Annotated in this window: 15 protein-coding genes and 1 tRNA gene; 11 read left to right on the top strand and 5 right to left on the bottom strand. The window is 63.4% G+C overall.

Annotated elements, in window-relative coordinates:
* The first annotated feature begins 77 nt into the window (after positions 1-77).
* From ACHIRB_RS23020 to ACHIRB_RS23005, 4 genes are read left to right on the top strand one after another with little or no spacing between them, the layout of a single operon-like run.
* Positions 78-782, top strand: coding sequence for a response regulator transcription factor (locus ACHIRB_RS23020; protein WP_199704858.1), 705 nt, complete (start codon positions 78-80; stop codon positions 780-782).
* Positions 779-1843 (top strand): HAMP domain-containing sensor histidine kinase, encoded by a 1065-nt coding sequence (locus ACHIRB_RS23015; RefSeq protein WP_395123435.1) that lies wholly within the window; start codon positions 779-781, stop codon positions 1841-1843. The genes ACHIRB_RS23020 and ACHIRB_RS23015 overlap by 4 nt, the downstream gene beginning before the upstream one ends.
* On the top strand, positions 1840-3372 hold the full coding sequence (locus ACHIRB_RS23010; protein ID WP_395115216.1) for a DUF4153 domain-containing protein: 1533 nt from the start codon (positions 1840-1842) through the stop codon (positions 3370-3372). The genes ACHIRB_RS23015 and ACHIRB_RS23010 overlap by 4 nt, the downstream gene beginning before the upstream one ends.
* A 37-nt stretch (positions 3373-3409) precedes the next feature.
* A complete protein-coding gene (locus ACHIRB_RS23005) occupies positions 3410-4771 on the top strand; it encodes a serine hydrolase domain-containing protein (protein ID WP_395123436.1) in 1362 nt (453 codons plus the stop codon).
* Here ACHIRB_RS23005 and ACHIRB_RS23000 read toward each other — a convergent pair.
* Positions 4758-5981, bottom strand: coding sequence for an APC family permease (locus tag ACHIRB_RS23000; RefSeq protein WP_395115214.1), 1224 nt, complete (start codon positions 5979-5981; stop codon positions 4758-4760). The two genes, ACHIRB_RS23005 and ACHIRB_RS23000, sit on opposite strands and share 14 nt — an antisense overlap.
* Positions 5982-6265: 284 nt before the next feature.
* Between ACHIRB_RS23000 and ACHIRB_RS22995 the strand changes: the two genes are divergently transcribed.
* Positions 6266-6763 carry an NUDIX hydrolase gene (locus ACHIRB_RS22995; protein WP_395115213.1) on the top strand — a complete coding sequence of 166 codons (498 nt, stop codon included), beginning with the start codon at positions 6266-6268 and terminating at the stop codon, positions 6761-6763.
* Positions 6764-6874: 111 nt separating this feature from the next.
* Here the strand turns inward: ACHIRB_RS22995 and ACHIRB_RS22990 are convergent, their stop codons facing one another.
* Positions 6875-7510 carry a TetR/AcrR family transcriptional regulator gene (locus ACHIRB_RS22990; protein WP_395123437.1) on the bottom strand — a complete coding sequence of 212 codons (636 nt, stop codon included), beginning with the start codon at positions 7508-7510 and terminating at the stop codon, positions 6875-6877.
* Positions 7511-7737: 227 nt separating this feature from the next.
* On the opposite strand from ACHIRB_RS22990, the gene ACHIRB_RS22985 reads away from it, so the two are divergent.
* From ACHIRB_RS22985 to ACHIRB_RS22965, 5 genes are all read left to right on the top strand, one after another.
* Positions 7738-8541: an SDR family NAD(P)-dependent oxidoreductase gene (locus tag ACHIRB_RS22985; RefSeq protein WP_199704864.1), complete on the top strand. Its 804-nt coding sequence runs from the start codon at positions 7738-7740 to the stop codon at positions 8539-8541.
* 69 nt (positions 8542-8610) lie between these two features.
* The gene (locus ACHIRB_RS22980; RefSeq protein WP_395115209.1) at positions 8611-9735 is read left to right on the top strand and encodes a DUF5938 domain-containing protein; all 1125 of its coding nucleotides are present in this window, start codon (positions 8611-8613) and stop codon (positions 9733-9735) included.
* A gap of 62 nt (positions 9736-9797) precedes the next feature.
* Positions 9798-11327 carry an acyl-CoA synthetase gene (locus ACHIRB_RS22975; RefSeq protein WP_395123438.1) on the top strand — a complete coding sequence of 510 codons (1530 nt, stop codon included), beginning with the start codon at positions 9798-9800 and terminating at the stop codon, positions 11325-11327.
* 33 nt (positions 11328-11360) lie between these two features.
* Positions 11361-12602 carry an MFS transporter gene (locus ACHIRB_RS22970; protein ID WP_395123439.1) on the top strand — a complete coding sequence of 414 codons (1242 nt, stop codon included), beginning with the start codon at positions 11361-11363 and terminating at the stop codon, positions 12600-12602.
* Positions 12595-13365, top strand: coding sequence for a MerR family transcriptional regulator (locus ACHIRB_RS22965; RefSeq protein WP_395123440.1), 771 nt, complete (start codon positions 12595-12597; stop codon positions 13363-13365). Before ACHIRB_RS22970 ends, ACHIRB_RS22965 begins: the two co-directional genes overlap by 8 nt.
* A gap of 55 nt (positions 13366-13420) precedes the next feature.
* Here the strand turns inward: ACHIRB_RS22965 and ACHIRB_RS22960 are convergent.
* The 3 genes from ACHIRB_RS22960 to ACHIRB_RS22950 all read right to left on the bottom strand — a co-directional run bounded on the left by ACHIRB_RS22960 (position 13421) and on the right by ACHIRB_RS22950 (position 15733).
* Positions 13421-13494: transfer RNA gene (locus tag ACHIRB_RS22960), tRNA-Pro, on the bottom strand.
* A gap of 20 nt (positions 13495-13514) precedes the next feature.
* Positions 13515-14765 (bottom strand): hypothetical protein, encoded by a 1251-nt coding sequence (locus tag ACHIRB_RS22955; RefSeq protein ID WP_395115204.1) that lies wholly within the window; start codon positions 14763-14765, stop codon positions 13515-13517.
* An 8-nt stretch (positions 14766-14773) separates the two neighbouring features.
* A complete protein-coding gene (locus ACHIRB_RS22950) occupies positions 14774-15733 on the bottom strand; it encodes a metallophosphoesterase (protein ID WP_199704870.1) in 960 nt (319 codons plus the stop codon).
* A gap of 68 nt (positions 15734-15801) precedes the next feature.
* Here ACHIRB_RS22950 and ACHIRB_RS22945 point away from each other — a divergent pair, with 68 nt between their 5' ends.
* On the top strand, positions 15802-16266 hold the full coding sequence (locus tag ACHIRB_RS22945; protein WP_395115203.1) for a GatB/YqeY domain-containing protein: 465 nt from the start codon (positions 15802-15804) through the stop codon (positions 16264-16266).
* Positions 16267-16327 lie beyond the last annotated feature (61 nt).

The following is a 16327-nucleotide window of genomic DNA, read 5'->3' as shown; positions in this document are numbered from 1 at the left end:
CGCACGGGGTGAGACCTCCACAGAATCTTCACATCGCCCGACCGTGATCACCACGACCGCTGCATAGAGTCGTCCCCATGAGTGATCCGGGCAGGGTTGAGCAGGGCAGACGACAAATTCTCGTCGTCGACGACGAACCGATCATTTCCGATTCCATCGCGACGAGGTTGCGCGCGGAGGGATTCGACGTCGACATTGCGGCAGACGGTCCGTCGGCTGTCGAGGCGAGCAAACGCCTTGTTCCCGATCTCGTCGTGCTCGATGTGATGTTGCCGGGTTTCGACGGACTGGAAGTCTGCCGCAGGATCCAGGCGGATCGGCCGGTGCCGGTGCTGATGGTCACTGCGCGAGTCGACGAGACCGACATGCTGATCGGACTCGGTGTCGGAGCTGACGACTATCTGATCAAGCCGTTCAGTATGCGCGAACTCGTTGCGCGGGTGCATGCGTTGCTCAGACGATCCGATCGCGGTGCTGCTGCCGCGGCGGCTGACGTGATGCGGGTCGGTGACGTGCGAATCGATGTGCAGGAGCGTCGAGTTCAACGCGGTGAGAGTGAAATTCATCTGACCAGAACTGAATTCGATCTGCTGCTGTTCTTGGCAGAGCGTCCGCGAGCAGTCGTCGCCCGCGAGACCTTGCTCGAGCACGTGTGGGGGTGGGGCAGTGCGGGGGAGAGTAGGACCGTCGACAGTCATGTAAAAGCGTTGCGGCGCAAGCTCGGCGGCGATCTGATCCGTACCGTTCACGGTGTCGGCTACGCGTTGGAGCTACCGCGATGACGCGCGGTTGGTCGTGGTTGCCGCGCCCGCTAGACCCCCTGGCATCGTTCAAGGCGAAGGTCAGCGTGCTTGTCGGCGGTGCGCTGCTGTTGGCGAGCGTGACCTTCTGGTTCGTTGCTGATTGGCCGTTTCGGTACGCGCTATTGCTGGCGTTGGTGGTCGCGCTTGTGCTGACTCAGATACTCGCACACGGGATGACGTCGCCACTGCGCGAAATGACAGCGGCCGCACAGGCAATGGCACGCGGTGACTACAGCATTCGGGTGCGCGCATCCTCACGCGACGAAGTCGGCCAGCTGGCAGCGGCTTTCAATGCGATGTCCGCGGATCTCGCTGCGGCGGAACAGTATCGACGCGAATTGATCGGCAACGTATCGCACGAACTCCGAACCCCGATCTCGGCTCTGCATGCGGTATTGGAGAACGTGGTCGACGGCGTCGCCGAACCGGACACCGCAACGATGCGGACCGCGCTCTCGCAGACCGAAAGGCTCGGCCGACTTGTCGGCGATCTGCTCGATCTGTCGAAGCTGGAAGGAGGCGCAATAGTGCTCGACCTCGACACCTTCGACGTAGCCGAATTCCTTCGGGAAGCGGTCGAGCACACACACGCCGACGTCCGGACCCATATTCGAGTGACCCCAACCGATCTCGTCGCAACGGGGGACACTGCGCGTCTGCATCAGGTCGTCGTAAATCTGCTCGACAATGCGACACGCCACGCGCCGTCGGGTAGTCGCGTTGTGGTCGAGGCCGAGAGCACTCGCAACGGTCTGCAGATCGACGTCTCCGACGACGGTCCGGGCATAGCACCTGCCGAGCGGGAGCGGGTCTTCGAACGTTTCATCCGCGGCGGATCCACCGACGGCGGGACCGGTCTCGGTCTAGCCATTGCGCGGTGGGCCGTCGAATTGCACGGCGGCACGATCGAAGTGGTCGACCAGAGCGTCGGCTGCCGTATCCGCGTCCACATTCCATCAGGCCAAGACCCATCGGGCCACGATCCATCAGGCCACATTCCAACACGGCAGCCCCATTCCGGCGAAGGTGACACGAAATGACCACTGCAGTAACAGAACCCGGCAAACCGCAACCACCTTTCGGGCCGCAGCCGGTGTCCGTGCGGCGCGCGACGATGTGGCCCGAAAAGGTTTGGCCCGCAACGCAGTCGGCGGCGGCATCGTGGCAGGTTCTCGCAGCGACACTGGTGGTCGGCTGGATCTGCTCCATCGTCTGGCATTTCGACAGCGTGAGCATCGGCTTTCTGTTGACCGCGATTCTGGTGTTCGGCGTCGCATTCGGAACCGCGCGACGACGCCCGACCGCTACCGAAGCTGTGTGGATCGCACTGACCCTTGCGTTGCTCAGCGTTCCAGCATTCCGGGACGCTAGTTGGCTCACCGTGCTGTGCATCCTTGCGTCCTGGGGCGCGGGTTGGACCGCGTTGGTCGGTGGTCGAACGTGGACCTCGATCTTCTTCGGCGCGTTCGTCGTCTGGATGCTGCCCGCCCGAGTGCTCGGTTGGACGACTCGTGGCGTCCGAGTCCTACTGCGCGGCAAGACGAGTGGACGCAAGCTGCGGATCCTCGGTGTGGCGGCGTTGACAGTCGCATTGGTCGGCGCGTTCGGAGCGCTGTTTGCCGGCGCTGATCCCGCCTTCGCTCACCTCGTTGCGGGTGTGACGCCAGACCTCGATGCTCCGACCGTCTCGGGCCAAGTCTTCATCGGCGTCTTCGCGATGGTGTTCGTTCTTGCGTCGTCCTACCTGGTTCGATTCGCTCCGAAGTTCGACGCGATCGCGCCTGCACCCGGGAAATCCGCGCAGCGCTGGGAGTGGGCAGTCCCGCTGTCGGTTCTCGCTGCGCTCTTCGTGGTCTTCGTCGGTGTGCAGATCACCGTGTTGTTCGGTGGCAGCGAGCACGTGCTGCGAACTGAAAACCTCACGTACGCGGAGTATGCGCGCCAAGGGTTCTGGCAACTTCTCGCCGTGACGGCGCTGATCCTGCTTGTCCTCGCCGTCGCGATCAGAAAGGCACCACGCGCGTCGTCGTCGGACCGCACGCTCGCTCGGTCGCTGATCGGGGTCCTGTGCGTCTCGTCGATGGTGATCGTGAGTTCGGCTGTCTTCCGCATGTGGACCTACGAACAGGCCTACGGCTTCACCGAGTTGCGGATCCTCGTGACGACCATCGAACTGTGGCTCGGATCGATCTTCCTGATGATTTGCGTTGCAGGGGTGAAGATGTCGGCACCGTGGTTGCCGCGAGCCGTGGTCGGCGCCGGCGCCGGTGCCCTGCTCGTGTTGGCGGCGTGGAATCCGGATGCCTACATCGCCGATCGCAACATCGACCGCTACGACTCCACCGGAAAGATCGACGTGTCGTTCCTGGCGACGTTGTCCGCGGACGCGGTTCCCGAGTTCGACCGACTGCCCGAACCGATGCGATCGTGCCTGCTCTCCAACGCCGCTGACCGACTCGACGAGTCGGAGCCCTGGTACCAATTCAACCTGTCGCGGACGCTCGCACGGGGCACGCTCGACGACCAACCGAAGCGGGACAGCAACTGCCTGACAACAGTCGGCAGATAACCCGCTCGTCGCGCCGAGGTGTCGCTAGGGTGTGACCATGACTCGGCGCGGCTGGGTCGGGGACTCTCTTATCGTGGTCGTCGTGCTGGCGGCTGCGCTGATGGTGCTGCCTGCAGGAGGTGCAGCGGCGCCGTCACAGCCCCGACTCTGCGACGTCAGCAGCGGACGGCAATTCCCGCGAGCGGAACCAGGGGAAGTCGGCTTGGACCCCGCGGCTCTGGCCGACGCCGTCGCCTTCGCAGCGGACCGAAATCGTGTGAACATCCAGATCTTCCGGCGCAACTGCTTGGTTGCAGAAGGACCACGCAATCAGGAGACGGGCAATCTTGCGTGGAACAACTGGAGCATCGCAAAAAGTGTGACGTCTCTCGTCGCAGGGCTGGCGTACGACGAGGGTCGGCTCGGCCTCGACGATCCGATCGGCAAGTACCTCGCTCCCGGTCTCGGCGATGCCGCACACCGAGCGATCACGGTCCGGCAATTGCTCACGGAGACGTCGGGTCTGCTGAGCGCGACGGTGTCCGAAGGTGCGAGTGGCGTCGTCCAACTCGATCCGGATGTGGTTGCTCAGGGGTTGGGAATGCCCTTCGCGTATCCACCCGGTTCGGTGTTCGAATACAACCAGCGCGCGGTGGACTTGCTCGCAGCTGTCGTCGAAATTGCAGCCGGAGAACCGTTTCAGGATTACGCGCAACGAAAGTTGTTCGGCCCGTTGGGTATCGAGCGCAGCGACTACTACTGGGCACGTGATCGATCGGGTCATACGTACGGCTTCTCGTTCCTTCTGATGCCGGCAAACGATCTCTCGAAACTGGGATTGCTGCTGCTCGGCGGCGGCAGCTGGGCCGGCGAGCGGATCGTCTCGGCCGAGTATCTGCGGATGGCAACTACGCCGTCACCGCGAAACCCCTGCTACGGCTTCCTCTTCTGGTTGCAGGCACCCGGTTGCGAAAGCGCCTCGTTGCCCGCCGGCATCTTCTGGATGTCAGGTCTCGGTATGCAGAACGTATTCGTGGTACCGAATCTCGACCTCGTTGTCGTGTGGACCGGTGCCTTCGGAAACAGGTCGGGTCTCGGTCCCATCGGTACCTCGCAGAACACGTCGGAACTCCCGCACAGCTTCTTTCGGCTGCTGTCCAGAGCGATCGTGGATGTCGTCGTGCCCGACCTGGGTCCGTATGTCGAACCGCCGCTGCAGGATCCGGATGTCAGCGACTACGCGGACGCAAGCATTTCCCTGGCCATCTTCGGGATCGGCCCAGCCGCGTACCCGGGTTGCACACTCTTCGAGTGCCTCGGGCTGCGCTTGGCACCGCCTGCAGCCAACTGGCCACCCGGCTGCGCGATCGTCGTCTGTACCGGTACCGACCCGAGAACGCCAGGAATCAAGCCCGGGTGAAGCGCCAGGCCACCGCTCCGATGGCAAGAGCGACGGACCCACCGACGATCGATTCGACGGGCAGCGACAATCCGATGACGACGCACCCGAGCGCACCGAGCACGGCGATCCAGCGTCGCCCGCCGGGAAGTGTCCACGCGCTGGCATTGCAGATCAGGTAGTAGAAGAGCACCGCGAACGACGAGAACCCGATCGCGGAGCGTAGATCGAGGGTTGCGGCGAGCACCGCGACCACCGCGCCCACGGCGAGTTCGGCGCGATGTGGCACTGCGTGTTTCGGATGCACCGCGTCCAGTGCCTTCGGCAGATGTCGGTCGCGTGCCATCGCGAGGACGGTCCGGGAGACGCCGAGGACGAGTGCGATCAGCGCTCCGAAGGCAGCGACGACGGCACCGATTCGCACGAATGGCGCGAGGGCGGGCGCGCCTGCACTGGAGACGGCCTGAGCGAGCGGGTCCGTCGCTGTTGCGAGAGTGTCGGGGCCGAGAACTGCCAGGACGGCCACTGCGACGACGACGTAGACGACAAGCGTGATCGCGAGAGCAGTTGTGATTGCACGCGGGATCGTCCGGGCCGGATCACGCACTTCTTCGCCGAGCGTCGCGATCCGCGCATAGCCGGCGAAGGCGAAGAACAGCAGTCCCGACGCTTGCAGGACGCCGTGGAGGTCGGCGGCGCCGGAGCCGAAACCCGTCGCTGCATTCGGCCCGAACACGCAGACGGCGACGACGATCGTCAAGACGGCGAGAACGATCGCGACGATGACACGCGTCGCAACTGCGGACTTCTGGATGCCGAAGTAGTTCAGGGCCGTCACGGCCACCACAGCGGCAACGGCAACGGCGTGTTGTTGGGCAGGCCACGCGTACGCCCCGATCGTCAACGCCATCGCAGCGCACGATGCGGTCTTGCCGACGACGAATCCCCAGCCCGCGAGGTAGCCCCAGAACGCGCCGAGCCGTTCCCGCCCGTAGACGTAGGTGCCGCCCGACTGCGGATACAGCGCGGCCAAGCGTGCCGACGACGATGCGTTGCAGTAGGCGACGACCGCTGCGATCGCCAGGGCAACAAGCAGGTAGGAACCGGCGGCCGCTGCCGCGGGGGCGAATGCGGCGAAGATGCCGGCACCGAGCATCGCCCCGAGACCGATCGTCACCGAATCGACGAGTCCGAGCCGCCGTCTCAATTCGGCGGGCTTGTCCGTTGTCACGGCGGCCATCTTGCCCGACTTCGATGAACAGCCAGGACGCGGAGAAGGCCGCCCACCGAAGTGAGCGGCCTTCCCAGCGTCGACGTCCCACAGGCGCCTCTCGGCAAGTGGTCGCTCGTGGCGACAATGGGGTGGGGCCCGGGGCTTGTTCGGACGCCGACAGTGTGGTCAACGACCGACCGAGGGAAAGTATTCCCGACGGCGCTCCGCGCCTCGTGAGTCTCTTCGGAGTGCCTGCCCTCCGAAAAGACTCACGAGCAGCGAAGCTGCCTTATGAATAGAACATGACACTCAGCTCAGGAGTAATGCTCTATCGGGTCGACGCCGACGGTGAGATTCGTGTGTTGATCGCGCACATGGGTGGGCCGTTCTGGGCGCGCAAAGACGAGCATGCCTGGTCGATCCCGAAAGGTGAGTACGTCGACGAAGCCCCTGAGGTCGCTGCGGTCAGGGAGTTTCTGGAGGAGATGGGTTCGCCGGTCCCCGAGGGAGAACTGGTCGACCTGGGTCAGTTCCGGCAGTCGAGCGGCAAGAAGATCACCGCGTTCGTCCTAGAGGGCGATTTCGACGCAGCTGGCATCGTCAGCAACACCTTCGAGCTGGAGTGGCCGCCGAAATCAGGTCGTATGCAGAGCTTTCCGGAGATCGACCGTGCAGCATGGTTCGACGTTCAGACTGCTCGGACCAAGCTGGTGAAGGGGCAGATCCCGATACTGGATCGGCTCGTCGAGTACGTGGGAGCACGCGCCGGGGCCGCGAATCAGAGCAGCCCGAACCAATAGATGGCACAGGCGAGGATGAAAACGATCACGGTCTGCATAGCTTCTCCTCCCGTTACCTCCACTATGGGCACGGTTTGGGATTGCTGTCACGCAACGGTTTGATCACACCGACTATGCAGCTGGAATGACCTGAACCAGAACGGTTTTGACGTTCGTCTGCACGACGGTCGCAGCTTCGTCGTCGCCTGCGAGGTGTGCGATCAGCGCCTGCTGAAACAGTCCGTCGAACAGTGCGTACATGACCCGAGGGGAGACGACGGGCTCGGCGCCGAGTAGCTCCGCGTAGCGAGCGACGATGCGCCAGATCATGTTTTCGAGACTTTTGTCGATGTCTGCGACGTCGGCGCGGAACGACTCCTCGAACATCGATTGCACCCGCAGGTCGTACCAGAGGCGGTGCATCGTGGCTTCTTCACGCAGCGTCGCTGCCATCGCGGCACCGAAACCCGCCTCGAGTTCTTCGGGCGTCTGGGAATGGGCGACGACATCGTCGTAGCGCGTCACGCAGCGTGCTTTGTAGAACTTGACGCAATGCGTGATGAGGTCGACTTTGTCCCTGAAGTAGTAGTGCAGGACGCCGTGTGAAAACTCGGAATTCTGCGCTATCTCGCGCAAACTTGTTCGCGCATAACCGAGTTCGGACAGGGTATGCAGCGCTGCCTCGGCAAGTTGATCTCGCCGTTCGGCGAACTTGTCGACCTGACGACGCGAAATCCTGTCGGCATTCTTCTCGGCGACCGATGTCACTGCGTTGACTCTCCGTGCTTGCGTGCGCGGCGCACTGTGCACCGCGTCGGGCAAGTGTACCGCCGCACCTATGACGTCTGTCCAGAAAAATCTTGACGACTGTCCAAGAAAGCCTTGACAGTCGTCCAAAGTTCGACAAGTCTGTGAGCTACATCACTTCGACGGCAACCCTCGAAACGGCGAGGTCAGCGGTCGGATTCGGCGAAATCACGGAGGCAGGGTTCTCGATGAGTGTCTTTGATCTGAGCGGGCGCAAGGCGTTGGTAACCGGAGGCGCGCAAGGCCTCGGCGCAGGGATGGCAGAGGCGCTGGCACGCGCCGGTGCGGCGGTGATGATCGGCGACGTCCAGGAGGGCGCCGGTAAAGAGACCGCCGATGCAATCGGAAAATCAGGGGCAACAACAGGTTTCGTCAAGTTGGACGTGACGAGCGACTCGGACTGGGAAGCTGCGGTCGCCGCAACGGTACAAGAACTCGGCGGCCTGGACATCCTCGTCAACAACGCCGGCATCGAAATCTCGGCGTTGATCGTCGACATCGACCCCGACGACGTACGACGCATGTGCGAGGTGAACATTCTCGGCTCGTTGCTCGGCGTGAAACACGGCCTGCGGACGATGCGCCCCGAGGGCGCCGCAGGCAAGGGCGGCTCGATCATCAACGTCTCGTCGGTCGCCGCAACAATCGCTTTCCCGGCGATCGCCGGCTATTCCGCGACCAAGTCCGCCGTGGACCGAATGACGAAGGTCGCTGCCCAGGAATCGGGCAAACTCGGCTACGGCGTTCGCGTGAACTGCATCTATCCCGGTCTCGTGGCTACCGACATGGGCCTCGGATTGGCCTCGGACATGGCGAAACTCGGCCTCTGGCCGTCGCCTGAAGCCGCGGTCGGCGATGTCATCGGACTTACCCCTCTCGGACGCCTCGGTGAGGTCGCAGATATGGCCGACGCGGTCGTCTTCCTCGCCTCCGACGCAGCGCGGTTCGTCACCGGCATCGGATTGCCGGTCGACGGCGGTATGGGCATGTAGCGGTATGGGCAGGTAGCCGAACTCTTTGCACTGCAACCCACTTCAACGTAGAAGAAAGGCCCCACACTTATGAGCACAACCAAGCCGGTCGTCGTCTATGGCGTGTCCGGCTACACCGGCCGACTCGTCTGTGAGTACCTGCGGGAGTTCAACGTCCCGTTCGTTGCCGCCGGTCGCGACAAGGCCCGCATACAGGAAGTCCTCGACAAGGTCCCCGGCATCGACGACGTCGAGCACGAGGTCGTCGAGGTCGACAACACCGTCGAGGCGCTCACCGAATTGTTCACGGGCGCAAAAGTTGTCAGCAACATGGTCGGACCGTTCATCAAGTACGGACCCATCGTTGCCGAGGCCGCGCTCGCCGCCGGTTGCCACTACCTGGATACAACCGGTGAACAGGACTGGCTGATGGAAGCCAAGACCAAGTACGGACCCGCATACGCAGAGAAGGGTCTGGTGATCGCGCCGAGCATCGCGCAGATGTACACGACCGGGGAGATCGCCGCGAACATCGCACTCGAGACCCCAGGGCTGGACACCCTCGACATTCTGGTGCTGTGGAAGGGCTTTCCGACCTACGCGTCGACGCAGACGATCTTCACGATCCTCAAGGCCGACTGGTTCTACCTCGAGCAGAACCAGTACGCCAAGTGGGATTCGAGTGCGAGCGCCGAGGTCGTCGTACCCGGCCAGCACGAGACGGCCCTTGCGCTGCCATGGGGCGGAACGTGTCACCCCGTGTGGTTCAAAGACGATCCGCGCGTGGCGAATTGCAAGGCCATGGGCGGCGTCTTCAATCGTGCTGTGATGGAAGGTGTCGTGCAGACGGCCAAATTGGTCGAGGAGCAGATCAAGACGCTGCCGACCGTAGAGGAGCAGGAAGCCGCACTCGCCGAGATCGCGGGCTCAGTCCAGGCCGGTATGCCACCGCGCGAGAATCCGCGCATCAACATCTCGCTCGACTCGGTCTATGCGACAGGACCACTCGGTCGTGCGCACGTGGTGATTCACGGCAACCAGAACTACAAGCAGACCGGTCTCCTGCAGGCGTACTCGGCGTACTCGCTGCTACAGCAGCCGCCGAAGCGAGCAGGATTCGCGTCCGGGTGCCAGGCCTTCGGGCATCGTGAATTGCTCGGTGTACTAAGCAGTTTCGGCCTGGTCCTCGAGCCGGTAGTCACCCGCAACGCCTAACACTCGTGCGTCCTTTCGGAGGTCAGGACCTCCAAAAGGACGCACAAGGACGGAGTCCCGACATGCGTTTGACCGACTATCTCGACAAGGGCGCGTCATTCGGAACGGCAGCACCATGCCTGACCATGGGCGATCGGTCCTACACCTACGGTGCCATCGTCAGTCAGAGCCACCGAATTGCATTGGCACTGAACCGGTCCGGCGTGCACCCGGGTGACAAGGTTGCGATCCTGTCGGCCAACGACCCGACCGCGTTCACCTGTGTGTTCGGTATCAGTCGAGCAGGTGCGGTGTGGTGTCCGGTCAACCCGCGCAACGAAGCAGCCGAAAACCGCGATCTGCTCGACCTTTTCGACTGCAGATGCCTCATCTACCAGAGCTCGTTCCAAGCGCTTGTCGATCGCATCAAGCCAGATTTGCAGACGCTGACCACCCTCGTCTGCCTCGACGGCCAAGCAGACGGCGCGTCCTCCTTCGAGGAGTGGATCGGTGAATCATCGACTGCAGATTCGGAATTCGGTCCCATCGACGATGTCGCCATGTTGGTCGGGACCGGTGGCACGACGGGCAAGCCGAAAGGTGTGATGCTGACCGGCCGCAACATCGAGACGATGTCTGCGCTGACGCTGATGGGCTATCCATTCGACGGCAGGCCGGTCTACCTCGCGCTGGCACCGCTCACGCACGCTGCGGGCGTACTCTGCTTCCCGATTCTCGCACTGGGTGGGCAGGTCGTGATCATGCCCAAACCGGACCTGCCACAATTCCTTTCGCTTGTCGAGCAGAAGCGGGTGACGCACACGTTCCTGCCGCCGACGCTGATCTACATGCTGCTCGAACACCCGGCGTTGGCGACGACGAATCTCGAATCGCTGCAATGCTTCTGGTACGGCGCCGCTCCGATGTCGCCGACGCGGCTCGAAGAGGCGCTCGGTCGGTTCGGTCCAGTGATGGCCCAACTGTTTGGCCAGAGCGAGGCGCCGATGATGATCTCGATGCTGCCGCCGAAAGATCATTTCAATCCCGATGGCACGGTGGCACGTGCCCGGTTGGCGTCGGCGGGTCGGCCCGCGCCGCTGGTGACAGTCGCCATCATGGATGCCAACGGCAATCTGCTGCCGACCGGCGAACGTGGCGAGGTGGTCGTTCGCAGTTCGCTCGTCATGGCCGGCTACTACAAAAATCCGGAGGCGACGGCCGAGGCCGCCAAGTTCGGCTGGCACCACACCGGCGACATCGGCTATCTCGATGCGGACAATTTCCTTTTCATCGTCGACCGCGCCAAGGACATGATCATCACCGGCGGATTCAACGTCTATTCGGTCGAAGTCGAGCAGGCGCTGTTGGAGCATCCCGATATTCAGGACTGCGGCGTGATCGGGCTGCCCGACGACAAGTGGGGCGAACGGGTAGTCGCGGTCGTCCAACCGCACGAGGGCCGGACGGTCGACGAAGGTGAGGTCATCGCATTCGTGAAGGCGCGAATCGGTAGCGTCAAAGCACCCAAGGCCGTGCTGATCTGGCCGGATCTACCGAGGTCCAAGGTCGGGAAGGTGCTGAAGAACGAGATCAAGGGTCAGCTGACGGGTTGACCCCGCCCTAACGTCGTAGTTTCCACTGGACGTATGAAAATCGTCCCGGTCGCATATCTCTCGTCGTACCTACTGTCTTTGCTCGGCAACTCGATTGCAGCGGTCGCATTGCCGCTGATCGTCCTACAGGTCACCGGCAGTGCGCTGAGTGCAGGCATCGTTGCCGCGGCAACCGCCGTCCCAGCCGTTCTGGCCGGGTTGTTCATGGGTGTTGTGATCGACCGGATCAACCGACGAACGTCGTCGGTGGTTACGGATCTGGTGTCGGCGGCCTCAGTTGCCGCGCTGCCGATCATCGACATGATCACAGGTCTGAGCGTCGGCTGGTTCGTCCTGTTCGGGATCGTCGGGTCACTCGGAGATGTGCCCGGTATGACTGCGCGGGATGCGCTGCTGCCCGCGATCGTGCGGCATGGCTCGCTCGCCTCCGAGCGACTCGTCGGGATCAGGGAAAGTCTTGGTGCGGGTGCGCTACTTCTCGGGCCTGCAGCAGCGGGCACTCTGATGGCGGTGTTCGACGGGTCGACGTTGCTGTGGGTGACGGCTACAACGTCGCTCATCGCTGCGCTGCTCACGTTGCTGATCCCAAACTCGGTCGGAAAGATCGCCGAAAGTCCTGCCACCGTGAGTAATTCGTGGCAGCAGCTGCGCGAAGGCTGGCGGGTCCTGTTCGGTAGCACGTTCCTACTTGCGACGACGATGCTCACCGTCGCGTCGGTGATCGTGCTGGCTGCGTTGCAGGGTTTGATCCTGCCGGTCTACTTCACGTTGGCCGAGCAGCCGGGCAGGCTCGGCTTCGTCCTCACTGCGCTCGCCGCGGGAACACTTGTTGGCGGAGCGGTCTACGCCGTCACCGGTACCCGCGTCCGCAGACGGACGTGGTTCGTCACAGGACTTGCCGGGATAACGTTCGGCTTTGCATTGATCGCGACGCTGTCCTCGGTGTGCGTCGTTTTCGGTGGCGCGTTTGCGGTCGGGCTGGCCAGCGGATCGTTCGGCAGCCTGCTCGGAGTACTGATGCTCGAACGCATTCCGGACGACATGCGCGGCCGCGTGATGGGAACGCAGAATGCAGTGCTGACCGCAGCCCCATCTGTCGGGATCCTCGGCGCTGCTCTACTGACCCAGTACGGCAGTGTGAACGTCGCCGCGATTGTGCTCACCGGGGTGTGGCTCGTCGCCGTAGTCGTCTTTGCGCGGTCGCTGCTGGGTAATCTGGAACCCGAAAACGAGCAGACGACCAACGACAAAACGGCGGTGGCGATCGATGCGTAGCGGCGACCTGGCCAACCTTGCCGGGGTCACCGTGCGGGCACTTCGCCACTACCACCAGGTCGGCGTGCTCGACGAGCCCGAGCGTGGCAGCAACGGCTATCGCAGCTACGACGTGCACGATCTCGTCCGCGTCCTGCGAATCAAACGGCTTGCTTCCCTTGGGATATCGCTCGATCGGATGTCCGAACTTCTCGACGACACCGAGGATGCGTCGTCGTTGCTCGACGACCTGGACCGGGAGTTGGCGGGACAGATCGACCGGCTGACGAAGCAGCGGGAGGTCATCGCTCAACTGCGGGACCACAACGCGGCGCCAGATCTGCCGCCCGAACTTGCTCGATTCGCCGGCCGGTTCTCCGCGGCCTTTGCCGACGCCGGACTGTCGCCTGACTTGGCAAAAAGCGACAGGCTGCACTCGGTGTTGCTCGCCCACCTGGCTGGGGAGGACGCGATGCCGTACCTCACGAGCTTCTACGAATGGCTGAGCGATCCCGAGCGGCTCGTGGCATTGACCACGTTCGCTGAACGCTTCGGAGAGCTCGGCCCCGACAGCACCGATGACGACTTGGCCGCAGCGGTCGAGTTCGCCGTCGAGGCATTCGGATCCGTGGTCGGCGAGGGGTTCGTCACTGATCTGAACCGAACGTTGGGAGGGTCGGCCGACCTGCTCGGCGAGTACACCTTCGACCTGCTCAACGATCAGCAGCGGTGGGCACTCGAGCAGTTCGAGGCCTTTTCACGTAAGGCATCCGAGAACGAGTAAAGCCCTGACCCGCATCTCTGCGGATCAGGGCCTACCTTGTGTCTCAACCAACACGTCGGGGTGGCGGGATTTGAACCCACGACCTCTTCGTCCCGAACGAAGCGCGCTACCAAGCTGCGCCACACCCCGTGTTTGCAACCTGCGTCAGCTTACAGCAGTTGGTGATTAGGGCGTAAATCGCCAGCTCGCGGCTGTTTTCGGCGCAGAGCCAGCACCGGCAGCCATGCCAATAGGGTTACGACGACCAGCGTCGTGAGCCAGGGCAGTCGCCACCACCAGCGGATGTCGAAGTCTTGTTCGGGTTGCGGCGCAACACCCCATGGACGCGCCGTCGCCGACCACACCAGAAATGCATCGCCGATCGGGAGCAGGCCGAGGGCGTATCTCTTGGTATCGAGTCCGCTCAGCGGAACGCCGAGCAACTCCGCCTCCGAGGCGAGTGCGGCAGCAAGGTCTCCGTCGCCGTTCACCCTGGCTGCACCGAGTGTGACCGCCGTGGCGGACAGGCTGATTCCGAGTACGAGAGGTCCGGAATCGACATCGCCGACGCCATCGGTGCCGTGCGGGTACTCGCGAACCGCCGGACCGAACCCGAGCGGGTAGGCGAGAAACCGAGCGCGAAATCCCGCGTACTGTTCCCGCGCGAACGCAGGATCGATCTCGACAAGAAACCTGTGGATCACGCTCTGTGACGTCGCTCGCGCACCTTCGATGGGTTGACCGTCTAAGGGGTCGACACGGTGCGGCAGCAGACCTGTCGCGGGGTCGAGGCGCTCCCGAACCGCACCGAGCCAGCGGGCGATCGTGTCGTCGAAACGTGGTTGAACGAGCTGGTCGTGCAACGCCAGCGATGCGATTGCCACCGTCGAGTCGACCGGCCAGGCCTGACCCGGATAGGCCTGCAGAAACGGCGTCGCAGCGGATTCGAAGGCGGCAGCAAGTTCGGCGCTCGCCTGCTCGTAGCGTGCGGCTTCGCCAACGTCGGGCACCTGTTGTAGACCGATGATGCCGCCGCGAAGCCAGTTCGTCCAACCCGCGTAGAAGACGCCGTATTCAGGAACCAGCCCGGCGCTGAAAGGTGCTGTGCCGTCGCTGGATTCTATGCGAGACAAGGCCCAGCGGGCTTCCTTCAATGCAGCGTCGGCCCGAGCGGTATCCGTCAGCCCGACCTGCACCCACGCCATCCCGTACAGTGCGTTGGCGAACAGATAGCCCTCGGGAAACTGTTGCTGCGCATCATGATCCGGACCGCTTTCCAACGCGGACCGCACGAACTCCAGTTGCTTCTCGGCAGCACCCGGGAGTTCGTTCGTGCCCGCGGTCGGCAGCAGAAAACGAATCGAGGCTAGCAGGCACAACAAGCTGACGACGATTGCGCACGCCGAGAGAACTACTCGCACAAAACGAGTCAGCTCACCACTGCTTCCGACGTCGACGCGCCGTGATTCGTTCCGGAATCAGCCTTGCGAGGCGGTGCGGGAATCAGCGTCAACAGCGTCGCTTCCGGACGGCAGCAGAACCGGGCAGGCGCCCACGGCGACGTCCCGATACCGGCCGACACGTGCAGTTGCGTGTGCGCACCCCACTTCGACGGACCCTTGACCCGCGACCGATCGATGTTGCAGTTGGTGACGATCGCGCCGTAGAACGGCAGGCACAGCTGGCCGCCGTGAGTGTGGCCCGCGAGGACGAGGTCGTAACCGTCGTGTGCGAACTGGTCGAGTACGCGAGGCTCGGGGGAGTGCGTCAGGCCGAGACGTAGGTCGGCAAGCGGGTTGGGGACCCCGGCCACCGTGTCGTAGCGGTCGCGCTTCAGATGCGGATCGTCGACGCCGGCACTGGCGATTCGCACACCCGCAACTTCGAGCTCGCGGCGAACATGGGTGACGTCGAGCCAGCCACGCTCGGTGAACGCGGCACGCAGGTCCTTCCACGGCAACGGATCGCCGAGGACCCGCTTGTGATCCTTCTTGAAGTACTTGAGCGGGTTCTTCGGGACCGGCGCGAAGTAGTCGTTGCTGCCGAAGACGAAAAGCCCTGGACGAGCGAGCAATCCGCCGAGGGCCTGCACCACAGCGGGAACTGCCTTCGGGTGCGACAGGTTGTCGCCGGTGTTGACGACGAGGTCGGGTTCGAGCCGGTCGAGCTCGCGTAGCCAGTTCTGTTTGAGGCGCTGCCCCGGCGTCATGTGCAGGTCGCTGATGTGCAGCACGCGAATCGTCGACGCACCGGGTTCGAGCACCGGCATCGTTGTTTCGCGGAGCGTGAATGCGTTGCGCTCGATGAGCGAGGCATATCCGATACCGAGGACGGCAGCGCCAGCTGCCCCTCCGGCGGCGCGCGTTAGGACCTTCCGGGTGTCAGACACCGTACAAGGATAATTGACGCGCGAAATCCGCGAGCGATTGTAGATACCGGACGCGTAGCGTTGCGCCCATGGCTGAACTCAAGGCGCAATTGCGGAGCGATCTCACGGCGGCAATGAAGGCAAAGGACGCGCTGCGGCGCGAGACCTTGCGCATGCTGCTCGCAGCTGTCCAAACGGCTGAAGTGTCGGGAACGCAGGCGCATGACCTCACCGACGAGGACGTGTTGAAAATTCTCGCGAAGGAATCGAAGAAGCGCGGCGAGTCGGCCGAGATCTACACCGAGAACGGCCGCGGCGAGCTGGCAGCGAAGGAACGCGCAGAGGCGCAGATCATCGACGAATATCTGCCGACCCCGTACAACGACGCAGAACTCGCCGATGCGGTCGACACGGCAATCGCGCAGGTTGCCGAGGCACTCGGCGAGCGGCCGTCGATGCGGCAGATGGGCCAGGTCATGAAGGCCGCCAACGCTCTTGTGCAGGGGAAAGCAGACGGTTCACGCATCTCGGCGGCGGTCAAAGCCCGCCTCTAGCGCCTTCGGCTCGTGAGTCTTTTCGGTGGTCAGGCCCTCCGAAAAGACTCACGAGCGGCGT

Origin of the sequence: Antrihabitans spumae, from assembly GCF_043944905.1 — a bacterium.
GTDB lineage: Bacteria > Actinomycetota > Actinomycetes > Mycobacteriales > Mycobacteriaceae > Antrihabitans > Antrihabitans spumae.
Note: the sequence above shows the minus strand (reverse complement) of the source record. Positions and strands in the feature narration are given on the sequence as shown.

What these genes read in the sequence shown, in the direction of transcription:
- ACHIRB_RS23015 (WP_395123435.1), top strand. Translation starts at nt 779, where the DNA reads ATGACGCGCGGTTGGTCGTGGTTGCCGCGCCCGCTAGACCCCCTGGCA.
- ACHIRB_RS22970 (WP_395123439.1), top strand. Translation starts at nt 11,361, where the DNA reads ATGAAAATCGTCCCGGTCGCATATCTCTCGTCGTACCTACTGTCTTTG.
- ACHIRB_RS22945 (WP_395115203.1), top strand. Translation starts at nt 15,802, where the DNA reads ATGGCTGAACTCAAGGCGCAATTGCGGAGCGATCTCACGGCGGCAATG.
- ACHIRB_RS23005 (WP_395123436.1), top strand. Translation starts at nt 3,410, where the DNA reads ATGACTCGGCGCGGCTGGGTCGGGGACTCTCTTATCGTGGTCGTCGTG.
- ACHIRB_RS23010 (WP_395115216.1), top strand. Translation starts at nt 1,840, where the DNA reads ATGACCACTGCAGTAACAGAACCCGGCAAACCGCAACCACCTTTCGGG.
- ACHIRB_RS22965 (WP_395123440.1), top strand. Translation starts at nt 12,595, where the DNA reads ATGCGTAGCGGCGACCTGGCCAACCTTGCCGGGGTCACCGTGCGGGCA.
- ACHIRB_RS23020 (WP_199704858.1), top strand. Translation starts at nt 78, where the DNA reads ATGAGTGATCCGGGCAGGGTTGAGCAGGGCAGACGACAAATTCTCGTC.
- ACHIRB_RS22980 (WP_395115209.1), top strand. Translation starts at nt 8,611, where the DNA reads ATGAGCACAACCAAGCCGGTCGTCGTCTATGGCGTGTCCGGCTACACC.
- ACHIRB_RS22975 (WP_395123438.1), top strand. Translation starts at nt 9,798, where the DNA reads ATGCGTTTGACCGACTATCTCGACAAGGGCGCGTCATTCGGAACGGCA.
- ACHIRB_RS22995 (WP_395115213.1), top strand. Translation starts at nt 6,266, where the DNA reads ATGACACTCAGCTCAGGAGTAATGCTCTATCGGGTCGACGCCGACGGT.
- ACHIRB_RS22985 (WP_199704864.1), top strand. Translation starts at nt 7,738, where the DNA reads ATGAGTGTCTTTGATCTGAGCGGGCGCAAGGCGTTGGTAACCGGAGGC.